This window comes from Bisbaumannia salifodinae, from assembly GCF_055388505.1.
In genome coordinates this window covers 1,945,644-1,962,397 of sequence record NZ_AP043781.1, presented here as the reverse complement: position 1 = coordinate 1,962,397, position 16,754 = coordinate 1,945,644, and the positions used below count along the sequence as shown (strand labels likewise).

Annotated in this window: 15 protein-coding genes and 1 tRNA gene; 4 read left to right on the top strand and 12 right to left on the bottom strand. The window is 68.9% G+C overall.

Annotated features, from left to right (window positions below; genetic code table 11):
• Positions 1-49: 49 nt before the first annotated feature.
• The gene (locus ACZ5EF_RS08845; RefSeq protein WP_346060469.1) at positions 50-226 is read right to left on the bottom strand and encodes a DUF2970 domain-containing protein; all 177 of its coding nucleotides are present in this window, start codon (positions 224-226) and stop codon (positions 50-52) included.
• 132 nt (positions 227-358) lie between these two features.
• Here ACZ5EF_RS08845 and ACZ5EF_RS08840 point away from each other — a divergent pair, with 132 nt between their 5' ends.
• A complete protein-coding gene (locus tag ACZ5EF_RS08840; RefSeq protein WP_346060470.1) occupies positions 359-703 on the top strand; it encodes a hypothetical protein in 345 nt (114 codons plus the stop codon).
• Between the two features lie 72 nt (positions 704-775).
• On the opposite strand, the gene ACZ5EF_RS08835 is transcribed toward ACZ5EF_RS08840, so the two are convergent.
• From ACZ5EF_RS08835 to ACZ5EF_RS08785, 11 genes are all read right to left on the bottom strand, one after another.
• Positions 776-1,504: an LrgB family protein gene (locus ACZ5EF_RS08835; RefSeq protein WP_346060471.1), complete on the bottom strand. Its 729-nt coding sequence runs from the start codon at positions 1,502-1,504 to the stop codon at positions 776-778.
• Entirely contained in the window at positions 1,501-1,860 is a 360-nt protein-coding gene (locus ACZ5EF_RS08830) for a CidA/LrgA family protein (RefSeq protein ID WP_346060472.1), read from the bottom strand. The genes ACZ5EF_RS08835 and ACZ5EF_RS08830 overlap by 4 nt, the downstream gene beginning before the upstream one ends.
• Positions 1,861-1,959: 99 nt before the next feature.
• A tRNA-Pro gene (locus ACZ5EF_RS08825) sits at positions 1,960-2,036 on the bottom strand.
• A 109-nt stretch (positions 2,037-2,145) separates the two neighbouring features.
• Positions 2,146-2,466, bottom strand: a complete 321-nt coding sequence (locus ACZ5EF_RS08820; RefSeq protein ID WP_346060473.1) for a cytochrome C oxidase subunit IV family protein — start codon at positions 2,464-2,466, stop codon at positions 2,146-2,148.
• A 12-nt stretch (positions 2,467-2,478) separates the two neighbouring features.
• Entirely contained in the window at positions 2,479-3,186 is a 708-nt protein-coding gene (locus ACZ5EF_RS08815) for a cytochrome c oxidase subunit 3 (protein ID WP_346060474.1), read from the bottom strand.
• A gap of 10 nt (positions 3,187-3,196) precedes the next feature.
• The gene (locus ACZ5EF_RS08810) at positions 3,197-3,856 is read right to left on the bottom strand and encodes a cytochrome c oxidase subunit 3 (RefSeq protein WP_346060475.1); all 660 of its coding nucleotides are present in this window, start codon (positions 3,854-3,856) and stop codon (positions 3,197-3,199) included.
• On the bottom strand, positions 3,853-5,616 hold the full coding sequence (locus tag ACZ5EF_RS08805) for a cytochrome c oxidase subunit I (protein ID WP_346060476.1): 1,764 nt from the start codon (positions 5,614-5,616) through the stop codon (positions 3,853-3,855). The genes ACZ5EF_RS08810 and ACZ5EF_RS08805 overlap by 4 nt, the downstream gene beginning before the upstream one ends.
• Positions 5,617-5,619: 3 nt before the next feature.
• The gene (locus tag ACZ5EF_RS08800) at positions 5,620-6,987 is read right to left on the bottom strand and encodes a c-type cytochrome (RefSeq protein ID WP_346060477.1); all 1,368 of its coding nucleotides are present in this window, start codon (positions 6,985-6,987) and stop codon (positions 5,620-5,622) included.
• 700 nt (positions 6,988-7,687) lie between these two features.
• Positions 7,688-10,117: an ATP-dependent helicase HrpB gene (gene hrpB, locus ACZ5EF_RS08795; protein WP_346060478.1), complete on the bottom strand. Its 2,430-nt coding sequence runs from the start codon at positions 10,115-10,117 to the stop codon at positions 7,688-7,690.
• A gap of 89 nt (positions 10,118-10,206) precedes the next feature.
• Positions 10,207-10,932, bottom strand: coding sequence for a GntR family transcriptional regulator (locus ACZ5EF_RS08790; protein WP_346060479.1), 726 nt, complete (start codon positions 10,930-10,932; stop codon positions 10,207-10,209).
• A gap of 116 nt (positions 10,933-11,048) precedes the next feature.
• Positions 11,049-11,699 (bottom strand): TetR/AcrR family transcriptional regulator, encoded by a 651-nt coding sequence (locus tag ACZ5EF_RS08785; protein WP_346060480.1) that lies wholly within the window; start codon positions 11,697-11,699, stop codon positions 11,049-11,051.
• A gap of 374 nt (positions 11,700-12,073) precedes the next feature.
• Between ACZ5EF_RS08785 and xdhA the strand changes: the two genes are divergently transcribed.
• Genes xdhA through xdhC form a run of 3 tightly spaced genes read left to right on the top strand, consistent with a single transcriptional unit; the run spans position 12,074 to position 16,749 of the window.
• A complete protein-coding gene (gene xdhA, locus ACZ5EF_RS08780; RefSeq protein ID WP_346060481.1) occupies positions 12,074-13,534 on the top strand; it encodes a xanthine dehydrogenase small subunit in 1,461 nt (486 codons plus the stop codon).
• Entirely contained in the window at positions 13,518-15,899 is a 2,382-nt protein-coding gene (gene xdhB / locus ACZ5EF_RS08775) for a xanthine dehydrogenase molybdopterin binding subunit (RefSeq protein WP_346060482.1), read from the top strand. Before xdhA ends, xdhB begins: the two co-directional genes overlap by 17 nt.
• Position 15,900: 1 nt before the next feature.
• Positions 15,901-16,749, top strand: a complete 849-nt coding sequence (xdhC, locus tag ACZ5EF_RS08770) for a xanthine dehydrogenase accessory protein XdhC (protein ID WP_346060483.1) — start codon at positions 15,901-15,903, stop codon at positions 16,747-16,749.
• Positions 16,750-16,754: the final 5 nt, after the last annotated feature.

Here is a 16,754-nt window from a genome sequence, read left to right as displayed (position 1 = left end):
AGACGCGGCGCCCCAGCAGGAGCACCGCGCTCAATTGAAAACGCAAGCTTCAACGGGCGGCCAGCACCGCAACGACGGCCACCAGGATCACCAGCCCCCCGGCGACGAGCAGCCCCACCAGAATAAAGTCGGCGGGCCGTCCGCCCTCGAAATCGCGCCGTCGCTGGCGCTCCTTCTGAACGCCGAAGAAGGCCGCCAGCACCGACTTGATGACCTGCCACATCATCGCTTCTCCCCAGCTGCTACCCTTTTACCTTGCCCTAGGACAAGGAAAGCTGCCGGCGCGGGATTCAACGCCGGAGGAGCCGACTATACTAAAAGAGTTTGCCCACGCCTTTCACTCACGGAGGTTAGCCCCATGCCCCAAGCCGCACGCTCCACCGCCCCCCTAGCCCCGAGCCAGCCGCTGATGCAGTGGTGGCTCCACCACTGGATGGACGGCTCCACCCCTATGGCGCGCCTGCAGATGGCCTGGATGGCCAGCGCCGGCGAAGCCGTGCAGGCCGAGTTGGAGTTTCTTGGCGCCTGCGCCGATATGCAGCAGCGCTGGGCCCACTGCCTCAACCGGGAGGCCGATCCCCAGGCCCTCGGCGAGTGCTACCAGGGGCTGGTTCAGGAGATGGCCGACGCCCAGTTCAAGCGCCTGCACCGGGTCAGCCAACTACCCGATGACTTTCGCCAGCAGGTCTGGGAAGAGCTGTAAGCCCCGAATTGACTGTGCAACGGGGCGCCCTCTGGGGCGCCCCGTTGCGTTGAAAGACATTCGATCACGGGATCAGAGGCCCAGCAGGCGAGCCACCAGCGGCAGGATAAAGGCGGTCAACAGCCCGGTCAGGCCCATGGCGAGTCCCGAGAAGGCTCCGGCCAGGGCGCCATACTGAGCGAAGCTATGAGCCGTGCCGAAGCCGTGGGCGGCCAGTCCCATGGCAAAGCCCCGGGTCTCCGGGTCCTCGATACGCAGGGCACGGAAGATCCACGGCGCCAGGGCGCAGCCGATGGAGCCGGTCAACAGCACCAGGCCCGCCGCCAGGGCGGGAATGCCCCCCAGTTGCTCGGCCACCCCCATGGCGATGGGTGAGGTCACCGAGCGCGGCGCCAGGCTCAGTAGCGACTCGCGGCTGGCCCCCAGCAGCATGGCGATCCCCAGGGTGGAAGCCACCGCGGTGACGATGCCGGTCAGACACCCCACCAGGATCGGCACCAGGCGCCGCCGGATGCGTTCGCGATGATCATAAAGGGGAATCGCCAGGGCCACGGTGGCCGGCCCCAGCAGGAAGTGAATAAATTGGGCCCCCTCGAAATAGGTGGCGTAATCGATATCCGCCAACAGCAGGAAGGCGATCAACAAGACGATGGCCAGGATCACCGGATGCACCAGGGGCGTTCCCCCCAGCCAGCGGTTGATACGACTGGCCAGTAGGAAGGCCAGCAGGGTCGCCAACAGCGCCAGCAGGGGCTGGCCGGCGAGATAGACCCAGAGGCGGTCGAGGTCGGCAAGCATCATGCCCCCTCCTCGTCCCGGCGGCGACTCAGCCAGGCCATCACCTTGGCGGTCACCGCCAGGGTAATCGCGGTGGAAAGCACCAGGGTCACCAGCAGCGGCCAGAGATCGGCGCGGATCAGCTCGAAATGCACCATCATGCCCACCCCCGCCGGCACGAACAGCAGGGTCAGATGGCGCAGCAAGCCTTCCCCGGTGCGACGCAGCCCCTCGGGCACCCGGCCCAGCACCAGCAGGCCCAGCAGCAACAGCGCCATGCCGATCACCGGCCCCGGTATCGGCAGCGCCAGGCCCCGAGCCAGCAGCTCACCGGCCAACTGGCAGCCCAGGAGCACACTCATCCCCACGACAATCGGCATGATTCCTCCCTTTCGTCACCGGCCGCACCCCGCAGCCGAACAACAACGAAAAACGCCCGCCTACCGGGTTGGGTAAGCGGGCGTTTCTCTTGGTATTCATGGTCGGAGCGACAGGATTCGAACCTGCGACCTCTGCAACCCCATTGCAGCGCGCTACCAAGCTGCGCCACGCTCCGACTCGTTTCCGGCGCTTCGTGTGCCCCGAGAACGAGGCGTATATTACCCAGCTTACCGGCAAATGAAAACCCCTGATTTGCGATTTTTTTCAAAAGCTTGGGGCGAGGCTCAGAAGAGGAAGAAGCGCAGCCGACTGAGCAGGGTGTAGTGGGACTCCAGGGCCATCAGCCCCGCCAGGAAGAGCAGGACCCCCGGCGGCAGCAGCACCGTGATGACGATGGCCAGCCGCTCCCAGGCCAGGTGCATGAAGACCGCCATGATCAGCCCCGCCTTGAGCAGCATAAAGGCGGTGATCAGGAACCACTTGAGATAGCCCTCCAGGCCGACGTAGTCCACCCCGTAGGAGAGCACGCTGAGGACAAACAGCGCCAGCCATACCCAGAGGTAGGCCCGCAGTGGAGGATGCGCGCCCCGTACCGGCTCGTTCATGACGACCTCCCGCTACCAGAGATAGAAGAACGCGAAGATAAACACCCAGACCAGATCGACGAAGTGCCAGTAGAGCCCCAGGGACTCCACCATGGCATAACGGCCCCGCCGTCGGGTCATGAAGCCCGGCCGTCGCTCGGCCAATGAGCCCTGCATCACCTTGATCGTCATGATCACCAGGAACAGCACCCCGAAGGTCACGTGGGTACCATGGAAGCCGGTGATCAGGAAGAAGCTGGCGCCGAACTGGGCCGCGCCCCAGGGATTGCCCCAGGGGCGTACCCCCTCCTCGATCAGCTTGGTCCACTCGAAGGCCTGCATGCCCAGGAAGGTCAGCCCCAGCAGGGCCGTCAGCCCCAGCAGACACGCGGTCATCCCGCGCCGCCCCTCGTGGGCGGACTTCACCGCCAGGGCCATGGTGCCGCTGCTGCTGATCAGCACGAAGGTCATGATGGCGATCAGCAGCAGCGGAATCGGCTCCCCCCCCAGGCTCAGGGCGAACACCTCGCTGGCATTGGGCCAGGGGTCGGTGGCGGCGATGCGCAGCGTCATATAGCCCACCAGGAAGCAGGCGAAGATAAAGATGTCGCTGAGGATAAACAGCCAGATCATCGCCTTGTCCCAGGGCATGGCGAAGACACGCCGCTCCGCCGCCCAGTCGGCGACCAGGCCCCGGGCGGCCTCGGCGGTTCGAGACGATGGGGGATGCGGGTCACTCATGATCGCCTCCTCAGGTCATCAGCAGGAGCGCGAAGAGCACGCCCCAGACCACCAGCAGGTAGTGCCAATAGAGGGCACAGAGCTCGACGCCGGCGGTGATATCGCCCCCCCGCCCCAGGCGCCGCCAGGCACGCCACCAGGCCACCAGGCCACCGATCAGATGCAGACCATGCAGCAGGGTCAGCAGGTAGAAGAAGCTGCCGGCGGGACTGGCCTGCAGCGTGGCCCCCGCCGCCGTCAGTTGCCACCAGGCCAGGCCCTGCCCTGTCAGGAAGGCCAGGCTTAGCCCGCCGCCCCAGGCCAGGCCGGTACGCAACGCCGCGGGCTTCTCCGCCCGGGCCGCTCGCCAGGCCCGCTGCAGGGCCAGGCTGGCCGCCACCAGCAGCAGGGTATTCCCCCACAGCAGGCCGGGCATGCTCAAGGGGCGCCAGTCGCTGCCCTGCTCCAGGCGCATCAGGTAGGCACTCACCGTCAGGGCGAATAGCGAGGTGGCCACCGCCAGGATCACCCCCAGGCCGACCCGCGCCGAGGTGGCCCCGGGCGGGGCCTGGCGGTGCGGCGACTGCCCCGCGGCCTGGGCCTCCCAGGGACGCGCCCCCCAGGAGTGCCGGAACAGCCAGCCACCGAACAGCGCCATCAGCAGCGTCACCAGGGCCAGGGAAAGGATCATGACGACGCCTCCCCGCCCTCGGCTCGGGACACCGCCTCCGGCGGCAGGTTCTGGGGCAGGAAATCCTGGGCCGCCCCAGGCACGCTGTAGTCGTAGGCCCAGCGATAGACCACCGGCAGTTGATCGCCGAAGTTGCCGTGCCGCGGCGGGGTATGGGGCGTCTGCCACTCCAGGGTGGTGGCCCCCCAGGGATTGGAGTCGGCCTTCTCGCCGTGCCGCAGGCTCCAGGCCATATTGAACAGGAACAGCAGCTGGGCCGAGGCCACGACGAGGGCGGCCAGGGTGATCACCAGGTTCATGGTAATCACCGACTCGGAAATAAAGGCGCTCTCGCCATAGGCGTAGTAGCGCCGGGGCACACCGGCGAAGCCCATGAAGTGCATGGGGAAATAGACCAGGTAGGTGCCCAGGAAGGTCAGCCAGAAGTGCCACTTGGCCATCCCCTGGTGGAACATGCGGCCACTGACCTTGGGATACCAGTGGTAGAGGCCGGCGAAGATCACCAGCACCGGCGCCACCGCCATCACCATATGGAAGTGCCCCACCACGAAGTAGGTGTCCGAGAGGGGCACATCCACGGTGACATTGCCCAGGAAGAGCCCGCTCAGGCCGCCGTTGACGAAGGTGAAGAGGAAGCCGATGGCGAACAGCATGGGCACCGTGAGGCGGATATTGCCCCGCCACAGGGTCAGCACCCAGTTGTAGACCTTGATGGCGGTGGGCACGGCGATGACCAGGGTGGTGGTGGCGAAGAGGAAGCCGAAGTAGGGGTTCATGCCGCTGACGAACATATGGTGCGCCCAGACCACGAAGCTGAGCACACCGATCAGGATCAGCGCCCAGACCATCATGCGGTAACCGAAGATATTCTTGCGGGCGTGGCAGGCCAGCACGTCGGAGACGATACCGAAGGCGGGCAGGGCCACGATATAGACCTCGGGATGGCCGAAGAACCAGAACAGATGCTGATAGAGCAAGGGACTGCCCCCCTCGTGCCCGCTAGGCTCGCCGAGGTTGAGCATCTCCGGCATAAAGAAGCTGGAACCCAGCAAGAGGTCGCAGAGCAGCATCAGCACCGCCACCAGCAGCGCCGGGAAGGCCAGCAAGGCCAGCGCCGTGGCCATGAAGATGCCCCAGACGGTGAGAGGCAGGCGCATCAGGGTCATGCCCCGGGTGCGCGCCTGGAGCACCGTCACCACATAGTTGAGCCCGCCCATGGTGAAGCCGGCGATAAAGACCACCAGCGAGACCAGCATCAGGACGATGCCGCCCCCCGCCCCCGGGGTGCCGGCGCTGATTACCTGGGGCGGGTAAAGGGTCCAGCCCCCGCCGGAGGGCCCGCCGGGCACGAAGAAGCTCGCCACCAGGATCAGCACCGAGGCCAGGTAGAACCAGTAGCTGAGCATGTTGAGGAAGGGAAAGGCCATGTCCCGGGCGCCGACCATCAGCGGGATCAGGTAGTTGCCGAAGGCACCCAGGAGGAAGGCGGTGAGCAGGTAAACCACCATGATCATGCCATGCATGGTCACGTACTGCAGGTAACTGCTCGGGTCGATCAGCGAGAAGGTGCCGGGAAAGCCCAGCTGCAGGCGAATCAGGATCGACAGCACCAGGGCCACCAGGCCGATGGCGGTGGCGGTGAGGCCATACTGGATGGCGATCACCTTGGCATCCTGGCTCCAGATGTACTTGCCGAGGAAGGTCTTGGGATGGACCAGCTCCATCTCCTCGACGACCGCCGACCCCCGTGACTCCACCATGGCTTACTCCTCCTCCGTCGCCGTGAGGGTAGTGATATGGGCCACCACATCCTCCACCGCCCGCCGATTGACCAGCATCTGGGCCATGTCCACCATCTGATTGCCGTAGGGGTCGTCGGCGTGGCGCCCGCGAATCCCCTCCCTGAAGTGTTCCAACTGGCGGATCAGATACCAGTCCGGCAGCCCCGCCAGGCGCGGCCCCTGGGTGGCGGGAATGCCCTGGCCCCACTCGCCGTGGCAGTTGGCGCAGGTGCGGTAGAGGCGCGCGCCCCGCCGGGCATTCCCCGACTCGGCGGGGGAGGCTTGAACCGGCTCGAAGCCGGCGATATAGGCCGCCAGGTCGGCGATGGCGGCGCCATCGGCGAGCTGCTGGGCGAAGGGGCGCATCTGCTGGCCCTGGGTATCCTCGGGATGGGTGCCACGGGCCCCGCGACGGAACAGCTCGAGCTGACGGCTGAGGTACCAGGGGGCCATGCCCGCCAGGGGCGGCGCCTGGATATTGGCATTGCCCTCGCCGTTGGCGCCATGGCAGGCGGCGCAGCTGGCATAGTGGGCCTGCCCCGCCGTGGGATCGGGGTTGGCCCGGGCCAGCCAGTCGGCCTGGGTCGGCTGCTCGGCCAGCCAGACCTCGAAGACCTCCGGTTCCACCACCTCGACCCAGGCGCGCATGGCGAAGTGGGCGATGCCGCACAGCTCGGCACACGCCACCTCGTACTCCCCCGCCTCGGTGGGGGTCAGCCAGAAATAGGAGACCTGGCCAGGTACCAGGTCCATCTTGGCGCGGAAGTTGGCCACCTGGAAGTTGTGCAGCACATCCTTGGAACGCAGCAGCAGCTTGACCGGCTGGCCCATCGGCAACAGCAGCCGCGGCTCCATCACCAGGCGATCGTCGAGCCCGGCGGGATCCTCGGTCATACCGAAGGGGTTGGTCTCGTCGATCAGGCGGGTATCGACCCGCCCCAGCTCGCCATCCTCACCGGGCAGGCGGAAGCTCCAGCGCCACTGCTGGCCCACCACTTCTACCTCATGGGCCTCCTCCGGCACGCTGACGAAGGCCCCCCAGACCCAGAGGCCAGGCGCCAACAGGGCGGCGATACCGAGGCTGGTGACCAGGGTGAGCCAGCCCTCCAGGCGCTTGTTCTCGGGATCGAAGTGGGCGCGGCGATCGGCCCGATGGCGATAGCGCAGGATGACCCAGGCGAGGAAGAGGTTGACCGCGACGAAGACCGCCCCGGTGACCAGGGCGGTGATATGGATGGTGCTGTCCATGGCGCCCCAGTTGGAGGCCAGCGGCGTCAGATGCCAGGGACTCAGCACATAGAAGACCACCGACCCCAATGTCAGCAGGATCACGACCCAGGCGATGATCATCGGCCTCTCCTCGGCCCGCCTACCCGCCGGGCCCGGCATCCACACCTCTGTCACTATAGTGAGGGGGCCGAAGGGGCGCCAATAACGCTAAATCAGCAGGCCCGGGTAGAAGCCGTCGGATCAACGGCCTAGGGCTATCGCCATTAGTAGCTCGGCGGCCCGGGGCTACCCTGGGGGCAGGCCCGCGCGGGTCAATTCAGTGACCGCGGCGCTTGGTACGGGCGGTAGCCTCGGTGAACCATGAAGAGGGGGGAGCCTCCGGCCAGGGGGAGAAGGCCGGAGGCTCGCCAGACCAACTCAGTGGCCACGGCGCTTGGTACGGGCGGTAGCTTCGGTGAACCATGAAGAGGGGGGAGCCTCCGGCCAGGGGGAGAAGGCCGGAGGCTCGCCAGACCAACTCAGTGGCCACGGCGCTTGGTACGGCCGGTGGCTTCGATGAACCATGAAGAGGGGGGGCCTCCGGCCAGGGGGAGAAGGCCGGAGGCTCGCCAGACCAACTCAGTGACCGCAGCGCTTGGTACGGCCGGTGGCTTCGGTGAACCATGAAGAGGGGGGAGCCTCCGGCCAAGGGGAGAAGGCCGGAGGCTCGCCAGACCAACTCAGTGACCGCGGCGCTTGGTACGGGCGGTGGCTTCGGTGAACCATGAAGAGGGGGGAGCCTCCGGCCAGGGGGAGAAGGCCGGAGGCTCGCCAGACCAACTCAGTGGCCACGGCGCTTGGTACGGGCGGTAGCTTCGGCGGACAAGGGGTCCTCCGGCCAGGGGTGCTTGGGATAGCGGCCGCGCATCTCCTTGCGCACCTCGAAGTAGCCGTGGCGCCAGAAGCTCGCCAGGTCATGGGTGGTCTGCAGGGGCCGCCGCGCCGGCGACAGCGGCTGCACCAGCACCGCCACCCGCCCCTCTACCAGACGCGGCGTCTCGGCCAGGCCGAACAGCTCCTGGAGCTTGACCGCCAGCAGCGGTGACTCGCCCCGGTAGTCGAGGCGCACCCGGGAGCCGCTGGGTACTCTCAGGTGCGTCGGCGCCAGGCTCTCCAGGCGCTGGCGATGCTCCCAATCCAGGCCGTCCAGCAGTAACTTGCCCAGCGGCAGGCGATCCACCGCCTCCAGGCTGCGCAGCCCCGCCAGGTGCGGCGCCAGCCAGGTCTCCAGGTCGGCCAGCAGGGCCGGCGTGGACCAGTCGGGCCACTGCTCTTTGGGCAGCTCGCGGCGCAATAGCGCCATCCGCGCCCGGAGCTGCTCACCCTCCTCGTCGAAGGCCAGCTGGCCCCGCTCGCGAAGGGCCGAAAGCAGCGCCGCCTCCGCCGCCTCGGCGGGCAGCTTGGCCAGGGGACGGCGCGCCAGGATCGCCTCGTCCAGGGCCTTGACCTCCTCCCCCACCAGGCGCCCGGCCTCGGCGTCCCAGCGGATCCGCGGCCGCCAGGTCTCGATCTCGGGATACCAGGTCGCCAGGCGCGGGCGCTCCACGGCCAGGGCGCTGAAGATCCGCGCCCCCTCCGGCTTGCCGTCCAGGGCCACCGCCACCAGGGTCGCCGCCTGGGCCAGGGGGTGCGTCTCGGGTAGCCAGGCCTGGCTGCCGCCGGCCAGCTTGAAGCGTCCGGGCGCCAGGTTGATGGCGACCCGCTCCGGCCAGGCGAGGGCAGCCAGTTCGCCGAGCGGCGAGAGATCCGCGACCTCGAGGCCCACCCCGGCAATCCGCGCCAGGCGCCTGGCCTCGCGACGCCACTGGGCCTCGCTGCCCTGGGCCCGGGGGCCAGGCAGTCGGCGGAAGGCCTCGGCCAGGTCGTCATGCTCGATGCCCGTCTCCAGGGCGGCGGCCAGCCAGCAGGCCAGGGGCTGAGCGTCGATCCCGGCGGCGCACACCAGCATCGCCGCCAGGCGCGGATGGCAGGGCCAGCGCTCGGCATCGCGCCCCGGCCCGGTCAGCCGATGCTCGGCGTCGAGCAGACCCAGGCGCCGCAGTCGCGCCCGTCCCGCCGCCAGCGCCGCGGCGGGGGGCGGCGTCACCCAGGCCAGCGCCTCGGCCTCGGTGACGCCCCAGCGCGCCAGCTCGAAGGCTAGCGGGGCCAGGTCGGCCTGCAGCAGCTCCGGCTCGCCATGGGCCGGCAGCGCCTGCTCCGCCGCCCACAGCCGATAGCAGGCCCCGGGGCCCTGACGCGCCGCCCGCCCCCGTCGCTGCTCGGCGCTGGCCCGGTTGACCCGCCGGGTGACCAGTCGGCTCAGGCCGGTACGCGACTGGAATTCCGGCACCCGCTCGAAGCCGGCATCGATGACGATACGCACCCCATCCACGGTGACGCTGGACTCCGCCAGGGCGGTGGAGAGCACCACCCGACGCCGCCCCTCGGGATCCCGGGCCAGGGCTCGGCGCTGCTCGGAGAGCGGCAGGCGCCCATGCAGTTCGAGCACCGGCGTGTCCAGGTCACCGAGTTCCCGGGCCAGGCGGCGGATCTCCGCCACCCCGGGCAGAAACACCAAAACATCGCCCTCATCGGCGACCAGGGCCTCGCGGATCACCGCCGCCTGGTGACGTTCGGGCCGCGCGCGGCTGGGCATGGCGCGATATTGGGTGGTGACCGGGTAGGTCCGGCCCGGGCAGCGCAACACCGGGGTCGCCTCCCCCAGCACCCCGAGCAGGGTGGCCTCGTCCAGGGTCGCCGACATCACCAGCAGGCGCAGCGCCTCGCGTAGCCCCTCCTGGGCATCCAGGGTCAGGGCCAGGCCCAGGTCGGCCTCCAGGCTACGCTCGTGGAACTCGTCGAAGATCACCCCGGCCACCCCCTCCAGGCTGGGGTCGGCCTGGAGCATGCGGGTCAATACGCCCTGGGTGACCACCTCCAGGCGGGTCTCGGGGCCGACCCGGGACTCGCCGCGCATCCGGTAGCCCACCGTCTGGCCCACCGACTCGCCCAGGTTGGCGGCCAGTTGCGCCGCCGCCAGCCGCGCCGCCACCCGCCGCGGCTCCAGCAACAGCAGCCTGCCCCCTCGGCACCAGTCGCTTTCGAGCAGCGCCAACGGCACCCGGGTGGTCTTGCCGGCGCCGGGCTCGGCGATCAACAAGGCCCGGGAATGCGCCTCCAGGGTGGCCTGAATCTCGGGCAATTGGCTATCGATGGGCAGGGAATCGCGCATAAGGCTCTCGGGGTTCGTGCGAAGGCCGGGCCGCCAACGACCACGGCCCGACGGGGTCGCCGGGCCGTGGGGAAAAACGGGGCGCCGGGTCAGCCGCCCAGTTTACCGAAAATCGCCGCCAGATCGATGCGGTTCTCCTGGGCGCGCAGGTCGAGGAGTTTCTCGAGGCCCGCCAGGTGGTTGTCGATGGCCCGACGGGCGCCGTCGGCGTCGCCGTCGCGCAGGCAGGCCAGCAGGGTGTCGTGGTCCCCTTCCAGGTAACAGGAGGCCAGGCTCGGCTGCTTGTAGAGGGCGATCACGATGGAGGTGCGCAGGATCAGCTCGGAGAGCATCTTGCCGAGGATGCGATTGGGGGAGTGATCGGCCAGGTAGTGGTGAATGGCCAGGGAGTGCTCGATGCGCGCCCCCTCGTCGCCCTCGGCATAGGCGGCCTTCTCGGCCTCCATATGGCCGGCCAGCACCGCGCACTGCTCGGGCTCCAGTTTCCCGGCCAGCAGGGCCACCACCTCGCCCTCCACCAGGCGCCGGGCGGCGAAGATCTCATGGGTTTCGTCGATATCCGGGGCGCAGACCCGCGCCACCTGATTGGGCTGCTGGGTGATCACATGGTAGGAAGCCAGCCGGGTCAGGGCCTTGCGCACCACCGAGCGGCTGACGCCGAAGATCTCGCCCAGGGCCACCTCCGGCAGCCGGGTCCCCGGCGGCAATCGCTGGCTCAGCACCGCCTGGCGAATCATATCGACGATATGCTGATCGCTGATGCGTCCGCCCGCCTTCACCTCGGCGAGCATGGTCTCCTGCCATTGATTATTCATCGCGTGGCGCCCACTCCGCTCCGTCTTGTTGGTATCCCAGCCCGCCCTTTCCAATGGCGCAGTCGCTGAACATCATTTCCTACCCATAGTGTATACAAAAATGGGCAAGGGGGCACTCAGGGAGCCTCGGCGCCGGCCCGTTTGACCCCGCAGCCCTTGAGGATCACCCGGCAGAGGAAGTCGGTGGCCCGGGCATAGTCGGCGTCGGAGAGGCTCTCCTGGCCGGTGATGCCCAGCACCTGGGCCTCGAAGTCGGCGTAGTGCTGGGTGGAGGACCAGATCAGGAAGATCAGCCACACCGGATCCACCGGGTCCATCAGGCCGCGCTCGGCCCACTGCTCGAAGACCCGGGCCCGGGCCTGCACCCAGTCGCGCAGCTCGCCGTGCAGGTACTCCTGGAGGAAGGGCGCGCCGCCGAGAATCTCCGCGGCGAACAGCCGCGAGCCCTGGGGATGGCTGCGGCTCAGCGCCATCTTGCTGCGGATAAAGGCCTCCAGCACCTCGGCGGGGTCGTCCTCGACGCGGATATCGTCGAGCATGGCGTTCCAGCGCGCCATCATCCGTTCCAGCAGGGTGACATAGAGCCGGCGCTTGCTGCCCACGTAGTAGAGCACGTTCGATTTCGGCAACCCGGCGGCCTCGGCAATGGCCTGGACGCTGGCGCCACGGTAGCCGTGGCAGGCGAAGACGCGCTCGGCGGCCTCGAGAATCAGCTGCTCGTTGCGGGTGCGGGTCGGCGTCGAATCGACGGAATTCATGGAGGTCATCACTTACCGCTCGGCTGCAAAGCCACAAGCTTGCCGTAGCCCCGGGCCCGGTGCAACGCCTTGGCGAAAGCCCTGGCCTATTAAAGACCAAGACGCTATTGCCTAGGCCCGGGGCTACTCTGGGGGCAGGCACTTCGCAAAGACGCTGTGAACCCCTCCCTGGGCGCTCGACTTTTTCGTCCCTGAAAAAGACGCTTTGCTACGACCTGCCCCCAGCGCCCCTCCGGCAGTCAGACTGCGATAACACAGCCCCCGTTCCTCGACACTGAAGACGAAATTTCCCCTTGCACTTTGGGCGGGGATCGGCCACGCTTTCTAAAAGTTGACCGATCGGTCAAGACAACGACAGACGATAACAACCAGCGGATACGCCAATGATCGACTTCTATCTCAATGGCCAACGCCAAAGCGGCGTCGAGGTGCCCCCTGACACCAGCGTCCTCGAACTGCTGCGGACCCGACTCGGCAAGACCGGCACCAAGGAGGGCTGCGCCTCCGGTGACTGCGGCGCCTGCACCGTGACCATCGGCGAGCCCAATGCCGACGGCGAACTGGAGTATCGCACCGCCAACGCCTGCATCACCCCGGCCCACCAGCTCCAGGGCTGTCACCTGGTCACCGTGGAGGGCCTGGCCCGGGGCGATGCCCTGCACCCGGCCCAGGCGGCCATGGTGGAGTGCCACGCCAGCCAGTGCGGCTTCTGTACTCCGGGTATCGTGATGTCGCTGTTCACCCTCCACGAGAACCAGCGCCGCACCCCCGCGCCGCTGACCCAGGCGCGCCTGGAGCAGGCCCTGGGCGGCAACCTGTGCCGCTGCACCGGTTACCGGCCGATCCGCGACGCCGCCCTGACCATGGGCGACTACCCGGACACCCACCCCAGCTGGGCCGACGATCCGGGCCTGGCCGTCGACGTGGGCAAGCAGCGCCAGGCGGCCCCTGCTGAGCTGGCCGGCCAGGGCCACTTCAGCGCCCCCCGCGACCTGGCCGCGCTGCGCCGCCTCAAGGCCGAGCGTCCCCAGGCACGCCTGGTGGCCGGGGCCACCGACCTGTGGCTGGAGACCACCCAGCAGCTCAAGGCCCTCGACGACCTGATCGATGTGCGCCGGGTCGCCGAGCTCAACGAGATCGACGCCACCGACGACGGCTGGTGGATCGGCGCCGCCGTGCCCCTGTCGCGGCTCGAGCCGCTGCTGGAGGAGGCCTATCCGGCCTTCGCGCACCTGCTGCACCGCTTCGCCTCCCAGCAGATCCGCAACCGCGCCACCCTGGGCGGCAATATCGCCAACGCCTCGCCGATCGGCGACAGCCCCCCCGTGCTGCTGGCCCTCGAGGCCCGGCTGCTGCTGGATGGCCCCGACGGCGAGCGGGAGCTGCCCCTGGGCGACTTCTTCCTCGACTACAAGAAGACCGCCCTGGCCGATAACGAATTTATTCGCGGCATCTTCCTGCCGCGCCCGGCGGCGGACCAGAATCTCAAGGTGTGGAAGCTGTCCAAACGTCGTGAGGACGATATCTCCGCGGTACTGGCGGCCTTCGCCTGGCGCCTGGAGGAGGGCGTGATGCGCGACGTGCGCCTGGCCTTCGGCGGCATGGCGGCGATTCCCCGCCGGGTGCCCCGCACCGAGGCGGCCCTGGAGGGGCAGGCCCCCAGCCTCGAGGCCTTCGCCGCGGCCAAGGCGGCCCTCGACCAGGAGCTCTCGCCGATGAGCGATGTGCGCGGCAGCGCCGAGTACCGCAAGCTGGCCGCCGCCAACCTCCTCGAACGCCTGCGGCTGATGATCGACACCACCCACAACGACACCAAGGTGACCCTCGATGCGTACGCTCACTGAACTCGCCCCCGAGGCTTCCCAACAGGCCCCGAGCCTCCGGGCCGAGACCGGCAGCGGCGCCGCCGGCCAGTCCCGGATTCACGAGAGCGCCGTCAAGCACGTCACCGGCCGGGCCGCCTATATCGACGATATCCCCTGCCCCGCCGACACCCTGCACCTGGCCCTCGGCCTGTCACCGGTGGCCCATGGCCGCCTGACCCGCCTCGACCTGGAGAAGGTCAAGGCCGCCCCCGGGGTGGTGGACGTGATCACCATCGTCGACGTGCCCGGCCACACCGATATCGGCCCGGTCTTCCCCGGCGACCCGCTGTTCGTCGACGACGAGATCAGCTATGTGGGCCAGGTGATCTTCGCCGTGGCCGCCGAGAGCTACCAGGCCGCCCGCCGGGCGGTGACCCTGGCGGTGGTGGAGATCGACGAGCAGCCGGCCAGCCTCGACCCGGTGGCCGCCGCCGAACGCGGCGACTTCGTGCGCCCCACCCATCACCACCAGAGCGGTGACTGGGAGCAGGCCCTGCGCGACGCCACCTACGTGCTGGAAGGCGAGCAGTTCGTCGGCGGCCAGGAGCACTTCTACCTGGAGGGCCAGGCCTGCCTGGTGACCCCCAGCGAGGACGAGGGGGTGGTGATTCACACCTCCAACCAGCACCCCAGCGAGACCCAGAAGCTGGTCGCCGAGGTGCTGGATATCCCCTTCCACGCGGTCACCGCCGAGATGCGCCGCATGGGCGGCGGCTTCGGCGGCAAGGAGACCCAGGCCTCGCCCTGGGCCTGCATCGCCGCCCTGGTCGCCCGGCGCACGGGCCGCGCCGCCAAGCTGCGCCTGCCCCGGGCCGAGGACATGCGCGCCACCGGCAAGCGCCACCCCTTCCATAACCGCTACCGCCTGGGCATCGACGACCAGGGCGTGCTGGTCGGCGGCGAGATCACCGTGATCGGCGACTGCGGCTATTCGCCGGACCTCTCCGATGCGGTGGTGGATCGCGCCATGTTCCACTCCGACAACGCCTACTCCCTGGGCCAGGCCCGGGTCACCGGCCACCGCGCCAAGACCCACACCGCCTCCAACACCGCCTTCCGCGGCTTCGGCGGCCCCCAGGGGGTGATGATCATCGAGCAGGTGATGGACGATATCGCCCGGCATATCGGCGAGGACCCGCTGACGGTGCGCAAGCGCAACCTCTACCGTCCCGGCCGCGACGTCACCCATTATGGTCAGCGGGTCGAGCAGCTCCAGCTGCTGCATGACCTGATCGCCGAACTCGAGCAGAGCAGCGACTACTGGGCGCGTCGCCAGGCGATCAGCGACTTCAACCGAACCAGCCCGATCATCAAGAAGGGCCTGGCGCTGACCCCGGTGAAGTTCGGCATCTCCTTCACCGTCCAGCACCTCAACCAGGCCGGCGCCCTGCTCCACGTCTATACCGACGGCAGCGTGATGATCAACCACGGCGGCACCGAGATGGGCCAGGGCCTGCACACCAAGGTGTGTCAGGTGGTGGCCCGGGAGCTGGGCCTGGATATCGAGCGGGTGCGCATCACCGCCACCCGCACCGACAAGGTGCCCAACACCTCACCCACCGCGGCCTCCAGCGGCGCCGACCTCAACGGCCAGGCCGCCAAGGACGCCGCCGCCAAGCTGCGCGAGCGGCTCTTCGACTTCGCCGCCGAGCACTACCGCCTGGATCGCGACGGCATGCGCCTCGAGGGTGGCGCCCTGGTGGCCGGACAAGGCGAGGCCGAGCGCCGCCTGCCCTGGGCGGAGCTGGTGCAGGCCGCTTATCTCGGGCGCGTCTCGCTCTCCGAGAAGGGCTTCTATGCCACCCCGCTGATCCACTACGACCGTAATACCGGCAAGGGCCGCCCCTTCTACTACTATGCCCATGGCGCCGCGGTCAGCGAGGTGGAGGTGGATACCCTGAGCGGCGAATACCGGGTCAGCCGGGTGGATATCCTCCATGACGTGGGCGACTCCCTGAACCCGGCCATCGATATCGGCCAGATCGAGGGCGCCTTTATCCAGGGCATGGGCTGGATGACCAGCGAGGAGCTGAAGTGGAACGACGCCGGCCGCCTGGTCTCCGACGGCCCCGCCACCTACAAGATCCCCGCCTTCGGCGATCTGCCGCCGGTGATGAACGTCAAGCTGCTGGAGGGCCACCCCAACTCCCAGGCCAGCATCTACCGCTCCAAGGCCGTCGGCGAGCCGCCCTTCATGCTCGGCATCTCGGTGTGGTCGGCGCTGCGCGACGCCCTGGCGAGCCTGGCCGACTACCGGGTCGCCCCGCAGCTCGACACCCCGGCCACCCCGGAGCGGGTGCTGATGGTGGCCCAGGCCCTGCGCGACGCCCAGGGAGCGGCCTGAGATGGGCGCCCTCTCCTGGCACCAGGCCCTGCATCGCCTCCAGCGGGAGGCGGTGCCCCATGCCCTGGCCAGCGTGGTGGGCGCCGCCGGCTCCACCCCGCGGGAACCCGGCGCCAAGATGGTGATCACCGCTGAGGGCGTCCACGACACCCTGGGCGGCGGCACCTTCGAGTACCAGGTGATCGACGCCGCCCGCCGCGCCCTGGCCGAGGACGAATTCGGCCCGCGGCTGGAGGCCTTCCCCCTGGGCGGGCGCTCCGGCCAGTGCTGCGGCGGCTATGTGCATGTGCTGATCGAGGTCTTCGGCGGCGCCGAGATGACGGTGGCGCTGTTCGGCGCCGGCCATGTGGGCCAGGCCCTGGTGGGGCTGCTGGCCCCCCTGCCCTGGCGGGTGCTGTGGCACGACAGTCGGGAAGACGCCTTCCCGGCCTGGGCCGCCGACCAGCCGCGCCTCGAGTGTCACCACGCGCCGGACCCCACCGAGGCGGTGGCGGCCCTGCCCGCCGGCTGCCACGCCCTGGTGATGACCCATGACCACGGCGAGGACCGTGCCCTGGTGGACGACCTGCTGGCCCGGGGCGACTGCGCCTCCCTGGGGCTGATCGGCTCCGACAGCAAGTGGGCCAGCTTCAAGCGCCGCCTGGCGGACGCGGGTCACGGCCCCGAGGCCCTGGCCCGGGTGCGCTGCCCCATCGGCATCCCCGGCGCCAAGGGCAAGCTGCCCTACGAGATCGCCCTGGCGGTGAGTGCGGAGCTCTTGACCCTCAAGCCGGAAACGGCGCAGCCGGATCGCCGCGGGGTCGCCCCCGAGGTACTGCGCGACGCCTTCTCGCAACCCAAGACATCATGATCGAC

Excerpts from the sequence above, each read along its gene's own strand:
- xdhB (WP_346060482.1), top strand. The coding sequence starts at position 13,518 with ATGCGTACGCTCACTGAACTCGCCCCCGAGGCTTCCCAACAGGCCCCG.
- ACZ5EF_RS08805 (WP_346060476.1), bottom strand. The coding sequence starts at position 5,616 with ATGGTGGAGTCACGGGGGTCGGCGGTCGTCGAGGAGATGGAGCTGGTC.
- ACZ5EF_RS08790 (WP_346060479.1), bottom strand. The coding sequence starts at position 10,932 with ATGAATAATCAATGGCAGGAGACCATGCTCGCCGAGGTGAAGGCGGGC.
- ACZ5EF_RS08810 (WP_346060475.1), bottom strand. The coding sequence starts at position 3,856 with ATGATCCTTTCCCTGGCCCTGGTGACGCTGCTGATGGCGCTGTTCGGT.
- ACZ5EF_RS08820 (WP_346060473.1), bottom strand. The coding sequence starts at position 2,466 with ATGAACGAGCCGGTACGGGGCGCGCATCCTCCACTGCGGGCCTACCTC.
- xdhA (WP_346060481.1), top strand. The coding sequence starts at position 12,074 with ATGATCGACTTCTATCTCAATGGCCAACGCCAAAGCGGCGTCGAGGTG.
- xdhC (WP_346060483.1), top strand. The coding sequence starts at position 15,901 with ATGGGCGCCCTCTCCTGGCACCAGGCCCTGCATCGCCTCCAGCGGGAG.
- ACZ5EF_RS08800 (WP_346060477.1), bottom strand. The coding sequence starts at position 6,987 with ATGATCATCGCCTGGGTCGTGATCCTGCTGACATTGGGGTCGGTGGTC.
- ACZ5EF_RS08845 (WP_346060469.1), bottom strand. The coding sequence starts at position 226 with ATGATGTGGCAGGTCATCAAGTCGGTGCTGGCGGCCTTCTTCGGCGTT.
- ACZ5EF_RS08835 (WP_346060471.1), bottom strand. The coding sequence starts at position 1,504 with ATGATGCTTGCCGACCTCGACCGCCTCTGGGTCTATCTCGCCGGCCAG.
- ACZ5EF_RS08830 (WP_346060472.1), bottom strand. The coding sequence starts at position 1,860 with ATGCCGATTGTCGTGGGGATGAGTGTGCTCCTGGGCTGCCAGTTGGCC.
- ACZ5EF_RS08785 (WP_346060480.1), bottom strand. The coding sequence starts at position 11,699 with ATGACCTCCATGAATTCCGTCGATTCGACGCCGACCCGCACCCGCAAC.
- ACZ5EF_RS08840 (WP_346060470.1), top strand. The coding sequence starts at position 359 with ATGCCCCAAGCCGCACGCTCCACCGCCCCCCTAGCCCCGAGCCAGCCG.
- ACZ5EF_RS08815 (WP_346060474.1), bottom strand. The coding sequence starts at position 3,186 with ATGAGTGACCCGCATCCCCCATCGTCTCGAACCGCCGAGGCCGCCCGG.
- hrpB (WP_346060478.1), bottom strand. The coding sequence starts at position 10,117 with ATGCGCGATTCCCTGCCCATCGATAGCCAATTGCCCGAGATTCAGGCC.